General features: G+C 72.0%; 17 protein-coding genes. 13 read left to right on the top strand and 4 right to left on the bottom strand.

Going from position 1 to position 16,387, the window contains the following annotated elements:
* Positions 1-32: 32 nt before the first annotated feature.
* Complete coding sequence (locus ACLJN9_RS07465; protein ID WP_410810359.1) at positions 33-926, top strand: ATP-binding cassette domain-containing protein; 894 nt, start codon at positions 33-35, stop codon at positions 924-926.
* Complete coding sequence (locus tag ACLJN9_RS07460) at positions 923-2,536, top strand: ABC transporter permease (RefSeq protein WP_410810358.1); 1,614 nt, start codon at positions 923-925, stop codon at positions 2,534-2,536. Before ACLJN9_RS07465 ends, ACLJN9_RS07460 begins: the two co-directional genes overlap by 4 nt.
* Before the next feature lie 18 nt (positions 2,537-2,554).
* On the opposite strand, the gene ACLJN9_RS07455 is transcribed toward ACLJN9_RS07460, so the two are convergent.
* On the bottom strand, positions 2,555-2,890 hold the full coding sequence (locus ACLJN9_RS07455) for an STAS domain-containing protein (RefSeq protein ID WP_088951070.1): 336 nt from the start codon (positions 2,888-2,890) through the stop codon (positions 2,555-2,557).
* A gap of 154 nt (positions 2,891-3,044) precedes the next feature.
* Between ACLJN9_RS07455 and hemL the strand changes: the two genes are divergently transcribed.
* From hemL to ccsB, 6 genes are all read left to right on the top strand, one after another.
* The gene (gene hemL / locus ACLJN9_RS07450; RefSeq protein ID WP_410810357.1) at positions 3,045-4,382 is read left to right on the top strand and encodes a glutamate-1-semialdehyde 2,1-aminomutase; all 1,338 of its coding nucleotides are present in this window, start codon (positions 3,045-3,047) and stop codon (positions 4,380-4,382) included.
* 64 nt (positions 4,383-4,446) lie between these two features.
* A complete protein-coding gene (locus tag ACLJN9_RS07445) occupies positions 4,447-5,094 on the top strand; it encodes a histidine phosphatase family protein (RefSeq protein WP_410810356.1) in 648 nt (215 codons plus the stop codon).
* Between the two features lies 1 nt (position 5,095).
* Positions 5,096-5,662, top strand: a complete 567-nt coding sequence (locus ACLJN9_RS07440) for a TlpA family protein disulfide reductase (protein ID WP_410810355.1) — start codon at positions 5,096-5,098, stop codon at positions 5,660-5,662.
* The gene (locus tag ACLJN9_RS07435; protein WP_410810354.1) at positions 5,662-6,486 is read left to right on the top strand and encodes a cytochrome c biogenesis CcdA family protein; all 825 of its coding nucleotides are present in this window, start codon (positions 5,662-5,664) and stop codon (positions 6,484-6,486) included. The genes ACLJN9_RS07440 and ACLJN9_RS07435 overlap by 1 nt, the downstream gene beginning before the upstream one ends.
* Complete coding sequence (locus tag ACLJN9_RS07430; protein WP_410810353.1) at positions 6,486-8,114, top strand: cytochrome c biogenesis protein ResB; 1,629 nt, start codon at positions 6,486-6,488, stop codon at positions 8,112-8,114. The genes ACLJN9_RS07435 and ACLJN9_RS07430 overlap by 1 nt, the downstream gene beginning before the upstream one ends.
* Positions 8,114-9,082: a c-type cytochrome biogenesis protein CcsB gene (ccsB, locus tag ACLJN9_RS07425; protein ID WP_410810352.1), complete on the top strand. Its 969-nt coding sequence runs from the start codon at positions 8,114-8,116 to the stop codon at positions 9,080-9,082. Before ACLJN9_RS07430 ends, ccsB begins: the two co-directional genes overlap by 1 nt.
* Positions 9,083-9,101: 19 nt before the next feature.
* Here ccsB and ACLJN9_RS07420 read toward each other — a convergent pair whose 3' ends face one another.
* On the bottom strand, positions 9,102-9,977 hold the full coding sequence (locus tag ACLJN9_RS07420; RefSeq protein WP_410810351.1) for an alpha/beta fold hydrolase: 876 nt from the start codon (positions 9,975-9,977) through the stop codon (positions 9,102-9,104).
* Positions 9,978-10,132: 155 nt separating this feature from the next.
* On the opposite strand from ACLJN9_RS07420, the gene ACLJN9_RS07415 reads away from it, so the two are divergent.
* Both ACLJN9_RS07415 and mqnP read left to right on the top strand, forming a co-directional pair.
* Positions 10,133-11,593 (top strand): menaquinone biosynthesis decarboxylase, encoded by a 1,461-nt coding sequence (locus ACLJN9_RS07415; RefSeq protein ID WP_410810350.1) that lies wholly within the window; start codon positions 10,133-10,135, stop codon positions 11,591-11,593.
* Positions 11,593-12,504 carry a menaquinone biosynthesis prenyltransferase MqnP gene (gene mqnP / locus ACLJN9_RS07410; RefSeq protein WP_410810349.1) on the top strand — a complete coding sequence of 304 codons (912 nt, stop codon included), beginning with the start codon at positions 11,593-11,595 and terminating at the stop codon, positions 12,502-12,504. The genes ACLJN9_RS07415 and mqnP overlap by 1 nt, the downstream gene beginning before the upstream one ends.
* An 80-nt stretch (positions 12,505-12,584) precedes the next feature.
* Here the strand turns inward: mqnP and ACLJN9_RS07405 are convergent, their stop codons facing one another.
* Positions 12,585-13,574 (bottom strand): terpene synthase family protein, encoded by a 990-nt coding sequence (locus tag ACLJN9_RS07405; protein WP_410810348.1) that lies wholly within the window; start codon positions 13,572-13,574, stop codon positions 12,585-12,587.
* A 162-nt stretch (positions 13,575-13,736) separates the two neighbouring features.
* Here ACLJN9_RS07405 and ACLJN9_RS07400 point away from each other — a divergent pair, with 162 nt between their 5' ends.
* Positions 13,737-14,366: a UbiX family flavin prenyltransferase gene (locus tag ACLJN9_RS07400; protein ID WP_410810347.1), complete on the top strand. Its 630-nt coding sequence runs from the start codon at positions 13,737-13,739 to the stop codon at positions 14,364-14,366.
* Positions 14,367-14,467: 101 nt separating this feature from the next.
* Here the strand turns inward: ACLJN9_RS07400 and ACLJN9_RS07395 are convergent, their stop codons facing one another.
* Entirely contained in the window at positions 14,468-14,734 is a 267-nt protein-coding gene (locus ACLJN9_RS07395) for a BldC family transcriptional regulator (protein ID WP_007454516.1), read from the bottom strand.
* A 269-nt stretch (positions 14,735-15,003) separates the two neighbouring features.
* Between ACLJN9_RS07395 and ACLJN9_RS07390 the strand changes: the two genes are divergently transcribed.
* Together ACLJN9_RS07390 and ACLJN9_RS07385 are read left to right on the top strand one after the other, a co-directional pair.
* Positions 15,004-15,462: an Lrp/AsnC family transcriptional regulator gene (locus tag ACLJN9_RS07390; RefSeq protein WP_410810346.1), complete on the top strand. Its 459-nt coding sequence runs from the start codon at positions 15,004-15,006 to the stop codon at positions 15,460-15,462.
* A gap of 93 nt (positions 15,463-15,555) precedes the next feature.
* On the top strand, positions 15,556-16,386 hold the full coding sequence (locus ACLJN9_RS07385; RefSeq protein ID WP_410810345.1) for an SDR family oxidoreductase: 831 nt from the start codon (positions 15,556-15,558) through the stop codon (positions 16,384-16,386).
* Position 16,387: the final 1 nt, after the last annotated feature.

Here is a 16,387-nt window from a genome sequence, read left to right as displayed (position 1 = left end):
CAACTTTGTGAAACGAGTGTAGCTTCCGATACATGGATAGTCCCATTGAGGTGTCCGGCCTGGTCAAGACCTTCGGTCGGACCCGGGCGCTCGACGGCCTGGACCTGACCGTCCACGCCGGCGAGGTGCACGGCTTCCTCGGCCCGAACGGCGCCGGCAAGTCGACCACCATCCGAGCGCTGCTCGGCCTGCTGCGGACGGACGCGGGGGCCGTCCGCCTGCTCGGTGGCGACCCGTGGCGCGACGCGGTGGCCCTGCACCGCAGGCTCGCGTACGTGCCGGGTGACGTGACGCTCTGGCCCAACCTCTCCGGCGGCGAGGTCATCGACCTGCTCGGGCGGATGCGCGGCGGCCTCGACCCGGCCCGGCGGGCCGAGCTGCTGCAGTCGTTCGAGCTGGACCCGCGCAAGAAGGGGCGCGCGTACTCCAAGGGCAACCGGCAGAAGGTCGGCCTGGTGGCCGCTCTCGCCTCGGACGTCGAACTGCTCATCCTGGACGAGCCCACCTCCGGCCTGGACCCGCTCATGGAGGAGGTCTTCCAGCACTGGGTCCGCCGGGCGAAGGCCGACGGTCGGACCGTGCTGCTGTCCAGCCACATCCTGGCCGAGGTCGAGGCGCTCTGCGACCGAGTGACGATCATCCGCGGCGGTCGGGACGTGGAGACCGGCACCCTGAGCGAGCTGCGCCACCTGCGACGCACCTCGATCGAGGCCGACCTGACCGGCCCGGCGGACGGGCTCGGCCAGCTGGCCGGCGTGCACGACCTGCGGGTGGACGGGACCCGGGTGCGCTTCGACGTGGAGAACGCGGCGCTCGACAGCGCGTTGCGCCGGCTCACCGACATCGGTGTACGCAGCCTGGTCAGCCAACCGCCCACACTGGAGCAGCTGTTCCTGCGGCACTACCAGGCCGAGGTGCCCGCATGACCGCGTTCACCGGCACCCGGCACCTGGTGCGGCTGATCCTGCGCCGGGACCGGGTCGTGCTGCCGATCTGGATCCTGCTGCTGGCCGCGCTGCCGGCCAGCTACGCCGCCACCTACGCCGAGCTGTACCCGACCGCCGCCGAGCGGGCCAGCTATCTGGCCGGTACGGCGAGCAATCCGTCGATCGTGGCCCTGCTCGGCCCGGTGTACGGCGACAGTGTCGGCGCGCTCACCGTGCAGCGGGCCGGTCTCCTGGCGTTGATCGTCGCGCTGATCAGCGTGCTCACCGTGGTACGGCACACCCGGACGGAGGAGGAGGCGGGCCGGCGGGAGCTGCTCGGCGCGACCGTGCTCGGCCGGTACGCCGGGCTGACCGCCGCGCTGCTGGTGACGTACGCCGCGGATGTGCTGCTCGGGCTGCTCACCGCCGCCGGCCTGGTCGCCGCCGGCCTGCCCGGCGTGGGTGCGGCGCTCTTCGGTGCCGGGGTGACGCTCACCGGCGTCGGCTTCGCCACGGTCGGTGGGCTGGCCGCGCAGCTCACCGAGAGCGCGGGCGGCGCTCGGGGGATCGGTCTGGGTGTGCTCGGGCTGGCCTTCGTGCTGCGGCTGGCCGGTGACGCCGGGGGGTCCGGCGGGGCCGGCGGACGCGCGGAGTGGCTGAGCTGGCTGTCCCCGCTGGGTTGGGCGGCCCGGGGGCGGGCCTTCGCTGGCGAGCGTTGGTGGGTGCTGCTGCTGCCGGTGCTGTTCAGCGCGGTGATCGCGCTGGTGGCGTACCCCGTCTCGGTTCGTCGGGATGTCGGCGCCGGGGTGTTTCCGCCGCGGCTGGGCCCGGCCGGCGCCGGCGCGGGGCTGGCCGGCCCGTTCGGGCTGGCCTGGCGGCTGCATCGCGGTCAGTTGCTCGGCTGGACCGTCGGCTTCGGGCTGCTCGGCCTGGTGCTCGGCGGGGCGGCGGACGCGGCGGGCGACGCCGTGCAGGGCAACCGGCAGATCGCCGAGATCCTGGCTCGGCTCGGCGGCAGCTCCGCGCTGGCCGAGGCGTACCTCGGTGGGACGCTGAGCCTGACCGCGTTGGCGGCTGCCGGGTACGGCATCCAGGCCGCGCTGCGGGCGCGGACGGAGGAGAAGGCCGGGCGGGCCGAGCCAATCCTGGCCACGGCCGTGAGCCGGTCGCGGTGGCTGGCGGCACACCTGGCCTTCGCGCTGCTCGGCCCGGCGGTGGTGCTGGCGGTGACTGGTCTCGCCGCCGGGCTGGCGTACGGCCTGAGCGTCGGTGACGTCGGTGGCGAGCTGCCCCGGCTGTTCGGCGCAGCCCTGGCCCAGGTGCCGGCGACCTGGGTGCTGGCCGCGCTGGCGGCGCTACTGGTCGGCTGGCTGCCCCGGTTCTCGGCCGGCGCGTGGGTGGTGCTCGCCGGGTGCCTGCTGCTCGGTCAGTTAGGCGCGGTGCTGAAGCTGAACCATTGGGCGCTGGACCTCTCCCCGTTCACCCACACACCTGAGGTCCTGGCCCGAACCTGGACCCCAACCCCCCTGGTCGCCCTCACAACCCTGGCCGCCGCCCAACTAACCCTGGCCCTCAAGACCCTCCAAGCCCGCAACCTCCCCACCGCCTGACCCCCCGCCGGAGGGGGGTCAGCCGGTGGGTTGGTCGTTGCGGATCATCAGGGCGCTGCGGAGGCCGGTGATGTCCAGGACGCGGATGAGGAAGTCGCCCACGTGGGTGAGCATCAGCAGGCTCTGCGCGTGGCTGGCTTTGCGGCTGAGCACGACCAGGGTGCCCAGGCCCTGCGAGTCGCAGAAGGTGACACCGCCCAGGTCGAGCACGATCTTCGGGGGCGGGTCGGCCAGCACCTCGTTGACGACCGTGGAGAGCTGGGCGGCCGTGAGCATGTCGATCTCACCGGCCAGGCGCAGCACTGCTTCGTCGCCCGTTCGGTGTAGCGTGATGGACAGTTCGGCACGATCCACCCGGTCAGCCTATCGCGATCCGGGCGGCCCGGCCTGTCGAGGTCGCGAGCCGCCTGCCGGTGCCGCTGCCGGGCACCCGAGGCGCGTGAGCCGGGTAACCCCGGCCCGGGGTGGCTGCGGCCTGACCGGCCGGCGCTGACACAATGGTGGCATCGTGACCGACACCTTTCCCGCCGGATCTGGCCGTTACCCGGCCGACGCGCCGGCCTCCGAGGCCCTGTTCGACCGCGCCCGCGCTCTCGTGCCGGGCGGGGTGAACTCCCCCGTGCGCGCCTTCCAGGCGGTTGGTGGCACCCCGCGTTTCATGGTCCGGGGCGAGGGCCCGTGGCTGTACGACGCCGACGGTCGCCGCTACGTCGACCTGGTCTGCTCCTGGGGTCCCCTGATCCTCGGGCACGCCCACCCGGAGGTGGTGGACGCCGTGCAGGCCGCCGCCGCCCGGGGCACCAGCTTCGGCACCCCCACCCCCGCCGAGGTGGAGCTGGCCGCCGAGATCGTCGACCGGACGCCGGTGGAGCAGGTCCGCCTGGTCAACTCGGGCACCGAGGCGACCATGTCGGCGATCCGGTTGGCCCGTGGCTTCACCGGCCGCTCCAAGATCGTCAAGTTCGCCGGCTGCTACCACGGGCACGTCGACGCGCTGCTCGCCTCCGCCGGCTCCGGCGTGGCCACCCTGGGCCTGCCCGACTCGCCCGGCGTCACCGGCGCGGCTGCCAGCGAGACGATCGTGCTGCCCTACAACGACATCACGGCGGTCGAGGAGGCCTTCGCCGCCGAGGGTCCGCACATCGCCGCGGTGATCACCGAGGCCGCCGCCGGAAACATGGGCGTGGTCGCCCCGCGGAACGACTTCAACTCCCAGCTCGCCCGGATCGCGCACGCGCACGGCGCGCTGCTCGTCGTGGACGAGGTGATGACCGGGTTCCGGGTCTCCCGCGCCGGCTGGCACGGCCTCGACGCGTCCGATGCCGACCTGTGGACGTACGGCAAGGTCATGGGTGGTGGCCTGCCCGCCGCGGCCTTCGGCGGGCGTGCCGAGATCATGGCGCGGCTGGCCCCGGCCGGCCCGGTCTACCAGGCCGGCACGCTCTCCGGTAACCCGCTCGCCTGCGCCGCCGGCCTGGCCACCCTGCGGCTGGCCGACGACGCGCTGTACCGCCGGCTCGACGAGACGGCCGCCGTGGTGGGCAAGCTCGCCGCCGACGCGCTGGCCGCCGCCGGCGTCCCGCACCGGCTGTCGTACGCGGGAAACATGTTCTCGATCTTCTTCACCGACGCCGACGTGGTCGACTACGACAGCGCCCGCACCCAGCAGGTGCCGGCGTTCAAGGCGTTCTTCCACGCGATGCTCGCCGCCGGCGTGTACCTGCCGCCGAGCGCGTTCGAGTCGTGGTTCGTGTCGGCGGCGATCGACGACGCCGCTCTGGAGCACATCGCCGCCGCGCTGCCGACGGCGGCGAACGCGGCGGCGGCGGCTGGTCACGGGGGGTAGTGGTGAGCGCGAGGAGTGAGCCGGTTCTGCGAGCCCCGCAGTCGCGAACGAAGGGGGTGCGGCGGTGAGCAAGACGGTGGTCCACGTGCTGCGGCACGGCGAGGTGCACAACCCCGACCGGATCCTCTACGGTCGGCTGCCCGGTTTCCGCCTGTCCGAGCTTGGCGTGCAGATGGCCAAGGCCGCCGCTCAGGGGCTGGCCGAGCGGGAGGTCGTGCACGTGGTGGCCAGCCCGCTGGAGCGCGCCCAGCAGACCGCGGAGCCGATCGCCGCCCAGTTCGGGCTGCCGGTCGGGGTGGACGAGCGGCTGATCGAGAGCGCCAACTGGTTCGAGGGCAAGAAGGTGTCCCCGGGTGACGGGTCGTTCCGCGACCCGCGCAACTGGTGGGTGCTGCGCGACCCGGTGACCCCGTCGTGGGGTGAGGCCTACCAGGCCATCGCCGAGCGGATGTTCGCCGCCGTGCACGCCGCCCGGGTCGCCGCCGAGGGGCGTGAGGCGGTGCTGGTCTCGCACCAGTTGCCGATCTGGACGCTGCGCCGCTACGTCGAACGCAAGCGTCTCTGGCACGACCCGCGCAAGCGGCAGTGCGGGTTGGCCAGCCTCACCTCGCTGCACTTCGACGGCGCCAAGGTGGTCGGCATCGGTTACAGCGAACCGGCCGCGCACCTGATCGCCCTCTCCGCGACCGCCCGGACGGCCAAGGGGGCCTGACATGAACTCCCGGAGGTGGACCGCGGGTCTGCTCGCCACCGTCGCCGCGGTGGCGCTGGTCGGCTGCACGTCGCAGGGCCGGGAGAAGACCTGCACGACCACCTCCGACGGGGTCATCGAATGCGCACCGGATGAGCGCTCGGCACCCCCGAAGCTCGCCGGGGAGCTGCTCGCCGGCGGCAGCTACGACGTCAGCCAGGCGCGCGGTCAGGTGGTGGTGCTCAACTTCTGGGCCTCCTGGTGCGCGCCGTGCCGCGCCGAGGCGGACGACCTGGAGGCCGTCTACCAGGCCACCAAGGGCTCCGGGGTGACCTTCCTCGGTGCCAACATCCAGGATCAGCGGGACAAGGCCGAGGCGTTCGAGGAGGGCCGGGTCACCTATCCGAGCCTCTTCGACCCGCCGAGCAAGCTGGCGCTGGCCCTGGACATCCCACCGAACAGCATCCCGGCGACGGTGGTGCTCGACCGGGAGGGCCGGATCGCCGCGGTGATCCGGGCCGCGGTCAAGCAGGAGGGTCTGCAACCGATCGTCGAGCGGATCGCCGCCGAGCAACCGGCGTCCCGCTGATGGGCGAGACCTTCCGGGAGCTGGCCCTGAGCGGGCCGCTGCTGCTCGCCATCGGCGCGGCGGCGCTCGCCGGCCTGGTGAGCTTCCTGTCCCCGTGCGTGCTCCCGCTGGTGCCCGGCTACCTCTCGTACGTGACCGGCCTCGCCGGCGCCGACCTGGACGGCAGGCGGCCGGTGGACGATCCCGCGCCGGGCGGCGCCACCGGCGGTGTCGCGGTTCGGAATCGGGTCGCGCGGGTCGGCGCGGTCAAGGGACGGGTGCTCGCCGGGACGCTGCTCTTCATCGCCGGCTTCACCGTCGTCTTCGTGGCCACCGCGATCCTGTTCGCCAGCGTCGGCCGGGTCTTCTTCGACTACGAGCGGCAGCTGGAAATCGTGATCGGCGTGTTGATCATCGTGCTCGGTCTGGGCTATCTCGGGATGATCCCCGCCCTGCAACGGGAGTTCCGGATCTCCCGGCTGCCGTCGGCCGGTCTGCTCGGCGCACCGGTCGTCGGCGCGGTCTTCGCGCTCAGTTGGGTGCCCTGCACCGGTCCCACCCTCGGCGCGGTGATGGGCATGGCCACCGCGTCCGGTCAGAGCGACCGCGCCGTGGTGCTCGCCGTGGCGTACTGCCTCGGGTTGGGGATACCGTTCGTCGTCTTCGGGCTGGGCTTCCAGCGCCTGCTCGGGGTCTTCCGCGCCGTTCGGCGTAACAGCCGCTGGGTCACCCGGGTCGGCGGCGCCCTGCTTCTCCTGATCGGCCTCGCGCTGGTCACCGGCGGGTGGCAGAGCTTCGTGATCTGGTTGCAGACCACCGTCGGAGTGGGCGAGGTGAGCATCTGATGACGGTCCTGGACGACCGACCGGAGACCACGGCACCCGCGCCCCGGCGCCGGCCCAACCGGCTGCTGGCCCTGTTGCGCAACTCGTGGCGGCAGCTCACCAGCATGCGTACGGCGCTGATCCTGCTCTTCCTGCTGGCGGTCGCCGCGATCCCCGGCTCGGTGCTGCCGCAGCGTGGGATCAGCCCGGAGAGGGTCAACGAGTACTTCGTCAACCACCCGGACCTGGCCCCTCGGCTGGACTCGATCGGGGCGTTCGAGGTCTTCGGCTCGGTCTGGTTCTCCGCGATCTACCTGCTGCTGTTCAGCTCCCTGATCGGCTGCATCACGCCCCGGCTGCGCGACCACTTCCGGGCACTGCGGTCCCGGCCGCCGGCCGCGCCGAAGCGGCTGGAGCGGCTGCCACAGCACGCCGTGCTGCCCGCGCCGGTCGGTGGCGCGTCGGCGATCGCCGAGGTGCTGCGCAAGCGGCGCTGGCGGGTGGAGGTCCGCGGCGACGAGGTCTCCGCCGAGAAGGGGTACCTCAAGGAGACCGGCAACCTGCTGTTCCACCTCTCGCTGATCGCCGTGCTGATCGGCGTCGCGCTCGGCTCCTGGTACGGCTGGAGCGGCAACCGCCTGCTGGTGGCTGGCGCTGACAACACCTTCTGCAACACCCGTCAGCAGTTCGCCGAGGCGAAGCTCGGCCCGCGGGTGGACAGCGCGGACCTGCCCCGCTTCTGCCTGCGGCTGGACGATTTCCAGGCCCGGTTCCTGCCGTCGGGCCAACCGGAGTTCTTCAAGGCCACGGTGACCGTCGACGGCCCCGACGAGCCGACCCGCAGCGCCGACTTCTCGGTCAACTCGCCGCTGCGGCTGAACGGGGCGAGCGTCTACCTGCTCGGCCACGGGTACGCGCCGGTGATCCGTTACACCGACCGCTTCGGCAACAGTCAGGTCAGCGACGAGCCGTTCCTCACCACCGGCGACATGGGCCTGACCAGCGAGGGTCTGGCCGCCTTCCCGGACGCGAACATGGACCCGGCCACCGGCCAGCGCGCACCGAACGAGCAGATGGCGTTCACCGGCATCTACCTGCCCACCGCGCCGCAACAGGGGCCGTTCGCCCGCTCCGAGTACCCGACCGAGCGGAACCCGGCGCTGAACCTGGTCGCCTACCGGGGCAACCTCGGCCTGGACGCCGGCATCCCCGGCTCGATCTACCAGCTCGACCAGCGGCAGGTGCGGACCGGCAAGGTCAAGGATGTCGGCACCAAGCTGCTCCGTAAGGGCGAGACCTGGACGTTGGACGACGGCAGCAAGGTCGAGTTCCTCGGCACCGAGCGGTACGTCACCCTCTCCGTCCGACACGATCCCGGCTCGACGATCCTGCTGATCAGCTGCGGGTTCCTGCTGGTCGGGCTGATGGGCTCGCTGTTCGGGCGGCGCCGACGGATCTTCTTCCGGGTGCTGCCGACCGACCCCGCGGAAGGATCTCCGACGGGCGGTAGTAGCTTGGTGGAGGTTGGTGGCCTGCCGCGTACCGACTATCCAGGGTTCGCCGACGAGTTCGCCCAGCTCGTAGCCGCCGTTCGTGGCGAGGAACGGGCGGTCAGTGACCGGGGCGGCGCGCGAGAAGGGACCGAGTGATGTCCGCACTCTCCGACAATCTGGTGCTCTTCGCGACCCTGGTGTACCTGGTCGCGATGATCAGCCACGCCGTGGAGTACGCGCTCGGCAACGCCCGTACCCGGGTTGCCGCGCCTCCCGTCCGTGAGCTGGTGGGCGCCGGTGGCGGCGCCATTCCGGCACCGCCCGCGCCGGTCGTGTCGACGGTCGAGGCTGAGCGCCCCGCGCACCGGGCCCGGCTCGCCGGCCTGATCGCGGTGGGCGCCACCGCGCTCGCCGCCGGGCTGCACCTCGCGGCGCTGGTCACCCGCGGTCTCGCCGCCGACCGGATGCCCTGGGGCAACATGTACGAGTTCGTGCTCACGGTGACGTTCATCGGGGTCGCGGCCTGGCTCGTGGTGCTCTGGAAGCGGCCCTCGCTGCGCAAGCTCGGGCTGTTCCTCACCCTGGTGATGGTGCTGCTGGTCGCCACCGCCGAGCTGGTGCTCTACGTGCCGATCGTTCCGCTGGTGCCGGCCCTGAACTCGTACTGGTTCGTCATCCACGTCTCGACCATCGTGTTCGCGTCCGGCATCTTCCTGCTCGGTGCGGTGCCGGCGGTCGGCTACCTGATGCGCGCCGGGTACGAGCGAGGCAAGCGGAGCTTCCCGTACACCCTGGCCAAGCGGCTGCCGGCGGCGGTCAGCCTGGAGCGGCTGACCTTCGCGCTGCACGCCTTCGCCTTCCCGATCTTCACCTTCGCGGTGATCGCCGGGGCGATCTGGGCCGAGGCGGCCTGGGGGCGGCCGTGGGGCTGGGACCCGAAGGAGACCTGGGCGTTCATCTCCTGGGTGGTGTACGCGGGCTACCTGCACGCCCGCGCCACTCCCACCGTGAAGCGCAACGTGGCCACCTGGCTCGCCGTGCTCGGCTTCCTGACCATGCTGATGAACCTGTTCGGCGTGAACATCTTCTTCACCGGCCTGCACTCGTACGGCGGCCTCGACTGACCCTCGCCTGGCGGAATGCTCAGGCCGCCCCGAGGAAGTCGCGCAGCAGGGCGAGCATCTCGTCCGGGCGCTCCTCGTACAGCCAGTGCCCGCAGTCCTCGACCACCTCGCCGCGGACCGAGTCGGCGTACCGGCGAACCTGTTCGGCGACCTGCCCACCGAGGCTGGCCGCCGCACCGACGGCCAGCACCGGCATCGTCAGCTTCGTGGCCCGGTACGTCGCGTTGTCGGCGAGGTCCCGATCGAACGCGCGAAAGTAGGCGAAGCTGGCCCGCAGATGCGCCGGGTCGCGCAGGTGGCTGGCGAACTCCTCGATGTCGGGCGCGGCGATGCTGCCCTTGCGCACCATCAGGGCGTCGGTGAACCGGTCGACCCAGAGCGACTCCCGCCCACTGACCAACTCCTCCGGAAGCCCGTTGCCGATGGAGAAGAAGCCGAAGTTCCACACCCCCGGCCCGGCCGAGGTGAGCGCGGGAAACGTGTAGACGCTCTCGTCGGGGATCGGGGCCTCGCTGAGCACCAACCGGCTCACCCGCTGCGGATGGGCGGCGGCGTACGCGTACGCCACCATGGTCCCCAGGTCGTGCCCGACGATCCGGAGGTCACTGGCCAGGCCGAGCTGGTCGAGCAGCCCGTGCAGATCGGCGGCGACCGTCTTCTTGTCGTACCCGCCGGCCGGAGCGTCGCTGTCCCCGAAGCCCCGCAGGTCGGGCGCGACCACGTCGAAGGAGCGGCCCAACTCCGGCAGCAGGTGCCGCCACATGTGCCAGCACTGCGGATACCCGTGCAGCAGTACCAGTGGCGGACCGCTGCCGCCACGGACGTAGTTCATCGCGATCTGGCCGACCCGCGCTCGTTGCTCGGTGAAACCCGCCGGAACCCGCTGCCCGCCCATCGGCGCCTCCGTCCGCAGGCTGCCCGGGTACCCACTCAACCGTTCGCCACGCCCGCCGGATGGAGGGCACTGCCTCCCACGCCGGCCCCGGCCATCGCGGGCGTCACACCACCCGGCCTGGGTCACCCGGGACCCGGTGCGGGAGACTGGGCGACATGGCGGCTCGTGGCTTCCCGTACACCGATCTCAAGGACTTCCTCGCGGCGCTGGAGCGCGCGGGGGAGCTGCGCCGCGTCGACGTGCCGGTCGACCCCACCCTGGAGATCAGCGAGGTGGTCACCCGCACGGTCCGCGCCGACGGGCCGGCGCTGCTCTTCGAGCGTCCGACCCGGGGCGAGATGCCGATCGCGATCAACCTGTTCGGCACCGAGAAGCGGATGGCGATGGCCCTCGGCGTCGACTCGCTCGACGAGATCGGTGCCCGGATCGGCGCGCTGATCAAGCCGGAGCTGCCGGTCGGCTGGTCCGGCATCCGCGAGGGCCTGGGCAAGGTCATGCAGCTCAGGTCGGTGCCGCCGCGCAAGGTGAAGACCGCGCCCTGCCAGGAAGTGGTCTACCGGGGCGAGGACGTCGACCTGAATCGGCTGCCCGGCCTGCAGGTCTGGCCCGGCGACGGCGGGATCTTCCACAATTACGGGCTGACCCACACCAAGCACCCGGAGACCGGCAAGCGCAACCTCGGCCTGTACCGGCTCCAGCAGCACGGCCGCAACACCCTGGGCATGCACTGGCAGATCCACAAGGACTCGACGGCCCACCACGCGGTCGCCGAGCGGCTCGGGCAGCGCCTGCCGGTCGCGGTCGCGATCGGCTGCGACCCGGTCGTCTCGTACGCGGCCAGCGCTCCCCTGCCCAGTGACATCGACGAGTACCTGTTCGCCGGATTCCTGCGTGGTGAGCGGGTCGAGATGGTCGACTGCCTGACCGTGCCGTTGCAGGTGCCGGCGCACGCGCAGATCGTGCTGGAGGGCTATCTGGAGCCCGGCGAGCGGCTGCCCGAGGGGCCGTTCGGAGACCACACCGGTTTCTACACGCCGGTCGAGCCGTTCCCGGTGCTGCACATCGAGGCGATGACCATGCAGCGCAAGCCGGTGTACCACTCGATCATCACCTCCAAGCCGCCGCAGGAGGACCACGGCCTCGGCAAGGCCACCGAGCGGATCTTCCAGCCGCTGCTCAAGCTGCTGATCCCGGACATCGTCGACTACGACCTGCCGGCCGCAGGCGTCTTCCACAACTGCGCGATCGTGTCGATCCGCAAGCGCTACCCCAAGCACGCGCAGAAGGTGATGAACGCGATCTGGGGCGCGCACCTCATGTCGCTGACCAAGCTGATCGTGATCGTCGATGAGGACTGCGATGTGCACGACTACAACGAGGTCGCGTTCCGCGCCTTCGGCAACGTCGACTACGCGCGCGACCTGCTGCTCACCGAGGGTCCGGTGGACCACCTCGACCACTCGTCCTACCAGCAGTTCTGGGGCGGCAAGGTGGGCGTCGACGCGACCCGCAAGCTGGTGGGCGAGGGCTACACCCGCGGTTGGCCGGAGGAGATGACCATGGCGCCCGAGGTGGTTTCGCTGGTCGACAAGCGTTGGAAGGAGTACGGCATCTGATGGCGGTCATCGACGCGCCGGCCGAGAATCCGGGCCGGGTGAAGTCCTTCCTCAAGCTGGTGGCGATCGAGCACTCGGTGTTCGCGCTGCCCTTCGCGTACCTGTCGGCGCTGACCGCGATGCAGGTCAACGGCGGGCGGGTGCGCTGGCTCGACCTGCTGCTGATCACCGTCGCGATGGTCGGTGCGCGGACGTTCGCGATGGCCGCCAACCGGATCCTCGACCGGCGCATCGACGCGCGGAATCCGCGTACCGCGGGCCGGGAACTGGTCACCGGGGCGGTGAGCGTGCGGACGGCCTGGACCGGCGCGGCCGTCGCGCTGGTGGTCTTCCTGGCCGCCGCCGCCCTGCTCAACCCGCTCTGCCTGGTGCTGGCGCCGCTGGCCGTGGTGCCGTTGGTGGTCTACCCGTACGCCAAGAGGTTCACCAACTGGCCGCACGCCATCCTCGGGGTGGCCCAGGCGGTCGGGCCGGTCGGCGCCTGGCTCGCCGTCACCGGCACCCTGCACGGCTCCTGGCCGGCCTGGCTGCTGGGCGCGGCCGTCGGGCTGTGGATCGGCGGCTTCGACCTGATCTACGCCTGTCAGGACTCGGAGATCGACCAGGAGATCGGCGTGCACAGCGTGCCGGCCCGGTACGGTCGACGCTTCGCGTTGCACGCCTCCACCGTGGCGCACGTGGTGACCTTCGGGCTCTTCGTCTGGTTCGGGGCGCTGGTCGGGTTCGGCTGGCTCTGGTGGGTGGGCCTGGCGCTGACCGCCGTCGCGTTCGGCTACCAGCACCTGGTGGTCACCCCGACCGACCTGAGCAAGGTCAACCGGGCCTTCTTCACCGCCAACGGCTTCGTCGGCATCGCGTTGTTCGTCTTCGCCCTGCTCGACCTGGTGATCCGCCTCGACCTGCGACCCTGACCGGTCCGCTTCGCGCCGATCTCCGCTCCGACCCGTCTGCGTAGCCCGACCCGCGTCCTGACCCGCCCGTTGCGGCGCGGTCAGGGCCGGGACGTGCCGGCGGGCTCGGGACGCCCGGTGGGGTAGCGGCCACTCTCCAACGTCCACTCGATGGTGCCGCGTACCGCGTTGGCCACCCCGTCGAGATGCTCGGTGACCGCCGCGTCCAACGTCGGGCCGAACGACGGCACCGCGGCCCGCGCTTCGACGAAGTGGCCCATCGACTCCCGCCAGCGCTCCGCCACCCGGTCGACCGCCGTCGCGGGCGACAGGCCCCACTCGTCCTGCACGGCCAGCACCACGTTGTGCCCGCCCGCGGTGGCCCGGTCCCGATCCAGCGAGGCCAGGTCGTTGTACCAGGAGAGCAGGTCGTTGCCGGTGCTGGCCACCTCGCGCAGCAGCGGATGGTGGTAGACCGGATCGGGCAACGGCCGGCCGCTGACGAACTCGACGAGCGGATAGGACACGTCGGCCGCTGACGTGGCGCGACGCAGCTCGATGTACTCCGTGACGCCGGGTCGGTGGCCGGCCTCCTTGTTGACCGCCTCACGCCAGGTGCCGTCGAGATGCCGGGCCACCGCCTCGGCGAAGCGCATCCGCCACCGGACCGGCATGCGGCGGCGCGGTTCCCGCCAGGCCAGCACCAGCAACCGTCGCAGCGGACCGGTCAGCCCGGTGTGCCGTGCCCGGGGGCCGTCGTGCAGCAGGGCCAGCGTGCCGTTGCGCAGCGCCCGGATCTGGTCCGGGGCGAGCCGGTCCGGCCCGTCGCAGGCGTCGTCGACCAGGAAGAACCAGGTGAACAGGGCGGTCAGCACCCGCAGGTCGGCCTCGTCCGCGCCCGGGTAGAGGCGGCCCGCGTACCGCGCGAAGCCCGCCCTGGCCAGCCGCTGCAGGGCGGCGTCGTCCAGTGGCAGGCCCAGCTCGGGCAGCAGGCCGAGCAACCACGCCTGCACCCGATCGGCGTACGGCGACAGCCGGGCCGGAATCGGACACTCGGCGCGGAGCGTCCAGAGGACCTCGCCGGTCGTCACCGATGCCTCCTGTGCGATCTGCTCCCGGTGCCAATCGCCATCGGAAGCATTTCAGGTCGACGGGAGAAGCAAATGCCCGGCGGACAACTCGGGCGGCCGGCCCGGCGGCTGATGCCGGGGGTGCCCGCCGGCGCGCGCGCCTGACCAGGCAGGCTGGACGGCATGCGGGAACCATGGGTGGTCGGAGTGTCCGGGGCCTCCGGAACGCCGTACGCGGCGGCCGTGCTCGGCGGGCTGCTCGACGCCGGCGAGGCGGTGGACCTGATCGTGTCCCGCGCGGCGCGGCTCACCGTGCTCGACGAGACCGGCCGGCCGTTCCGCGACGCGCACTGGGCTGAGGACCTCGCCGCCTGGCTCGGCCGTGACCTGACCGGCGCGGACGTGCGGCACTGGCCGGCCGGCGACCTGGCAGCCGGGCCGAGCAGCGGTTCCTACCGGGTACGCGGGATGGCCGTCGTGCCCGCCAGCACGGCGGCCTGCGCCGGCATCGCCATCGGCCTGTCCAAGGATCTGCTGCAGCGGGCCGCCGAGGTCAACCTCAAGGAGCGCCGGCCCGTGGTGGTGACCCCCCGGGAGACGCCGGTGACCCGTAGCCACCTGGAACATCTGATCGCGCTGCACGATGCCGGGGCGGTGGTGCTGCCAGCCAGCCCCGGCTTCTACGGCGCGGGCGCGTCGGCCAGCGCCCAGCAGTTGGTCGACTTCGTGGCCGGCAAGGTGTTGGACGCGCTCGGCGTCCCGCACACCCTGTTCCGACGGTGGTCCGGCCAGCTCGGCGCGGCCCGCGGCTGAGCGGTTCGCTCAGCCCGCCAGGTCATGCCGCCGGGCGGCCGTCTCGTAGTGGGACGCGGACCGGACTGATGCCCGGTCCGCGTGGCGTTGTCCGCACCAGTTCAATACATGCCGGCATTGGCCGGACCCGGCCCGGTGGAGGCGGCAGGACCCACATTGCGTGGCTTCCCGACCTCGTCCACCTCGTCCAGCATGCCCTCCCCCTCAAGCAGGGCTCGCACCTCGGATTCCCGAAACCGGCGATGCCCGCCTGGAGTCCGGATGCTTCCTATCCGGCCGGCCGCCGCCCATCTCGTCACAGTCTTCGGGTCCACCCGAAACAGCGCGGCGACCTCACCCGGTGTCAGCAGGCGATCTCCAGTGTCCACAGCCCCCTCCTCGCGTCGACGAAGCCCCTGGCTGAACACACTGCCCCCGGCTGGTGCGAGCCCAGAGCCGTCATGAGGGACGTATGGCAATTACAGCACCAGGGACCTGGCCTGTCCGCCAAACGCGAAAAAAGCACTGACTGGGAAGTTAGTAAATGGTACTGGTGCAACACCTACCTTGACCGTCGGTTTGTGAACAGTTACTCACTGCCAGGTCCAACGGATGCCGGAGGCATCGCGTAACGCCCAACCGGTTAAGGTCACTCTCCGTGGACGCCATCGACCTGAGCCTCGTCGACCTGCTGCGCGGTAACGCCCGCCTCTCGTACGCCGAGTTGGCCCGGCAGGTGGGCCTCTCCGCCCCGGCCGTGCACGAGCGGGTCGGCAAGCTCGAAACGAGCGGCGTGATCCGTGGCTACCGCGCGGACGTGGCGCCGGAGGCGATCGGGCTGGGCGTCACGGCGCTGATCGGCATCGTCGAGGATTCGGGCGCGGACAGCGACGACATGCTCGAGTCGCTCCGGGTGCTGCCCGAGATCGAATCGTGCTACTTCATGGCCGGAGTGGAGTCGTTCCTGCTCAAGGCGCGGGTCGGCACGATCGCCGAGCTGGAGCAGTTGATCGTGCGGCTGAACCGGACACCCGGCGTCGCCTCCACCCGCACCGCCATCGCGCTCTCCACGAAGTGGGAGAACCGCCCCCAGCCGGTCGGCTCGCCGCCGGCCTGACCCCGCGTGGCGCCCGCGTACCCCCAGGCTCGTGCGCGCTGGTCCGGCCGGTCGGCCCTGGTGCGCCCAACCCGACCGGCGGTAGCGTGCGCCATGACCTCGCCCGGACGTGGAACGGCCGTGGTGACCGGGGCCGCCGGCGGCCTGGGCCGCGCGGTCGCCGCTGCACTGCACGCCGATGGTTGGTCGGTGCTGCTCACCGACCTCGACCCGGACGCGGTGGCCGCCGCCGCCGCGCCGCTCGGCGGTTGGTCCGCCGCGCTGGACGTCCGGGACGAGGACGCCTGCGCCGAGATCGCCGCGACCGCCGCGAGCCCGGGCGGCCTCGGCCTCTGGGTCAACAACGCCGGCATCCTGGTCACCGGTCCCGCCTGGGAGCACGACGGCCCGACCCGCCGCCGGGTGCTCGACGTCAACGCGCTCGGCGCGATGAACGGCACCCTCGCCGCGCTCGCGGTGATGCGCGAGCAGGAGCACGGCCACGTGCTGAACATCGTCTCGCTGGCCGGGCTGGTCGCCGCGCCCGGCGAGACGGTGTACGCAGCCAGCAAGCACGCGCTGCTGGCGTTCAGCCTCGGCACGCTGTCCGACCTGCGGATGGCCGGCCACCGGCGGGTGCACGTCTCCTGCCTCTGCCCCGACGGGATCTGGACCCCGATGCTGCACCACCGGCTGGACGATCCGGGGGCGCTGGCCTCGTTCACCGGCTCGATGCTGACTCCGCAGCGGGTGGCCGCCCGGGCGGTCCGGCTGGCCCGCCGACCACGCCCGGTGGTCAGCATGCCGCGCTGGCGGGGAGCGCAGGTCCGACTCCTGGACACCCTGCCTCGGCTGGCCGTCAGGCTGACCCCGCTCGTCCAGGCCGTCGGCCGGGCCGGTCAGCGCCGGCAACTGCGCCGGGCCACGCCCCCGGACCGGGGCTGAC

The sequence above is a fragment of the Micromonospora sp. 067-2 genome (assembly GCF_046549295.1).
In the GTDB taxonomy this organism is placed as follows: domain Bacteria; phylum Actinomycetota; class Actinomycetes; order Mycobacteriales; family Micromonosporaceae; genus Micromonospora.
The sequence above is the reverse complement of the archived record's forward strand: the minus strand, read 5'-3'. Positions and strand labels throughout refer to the sequence as shown.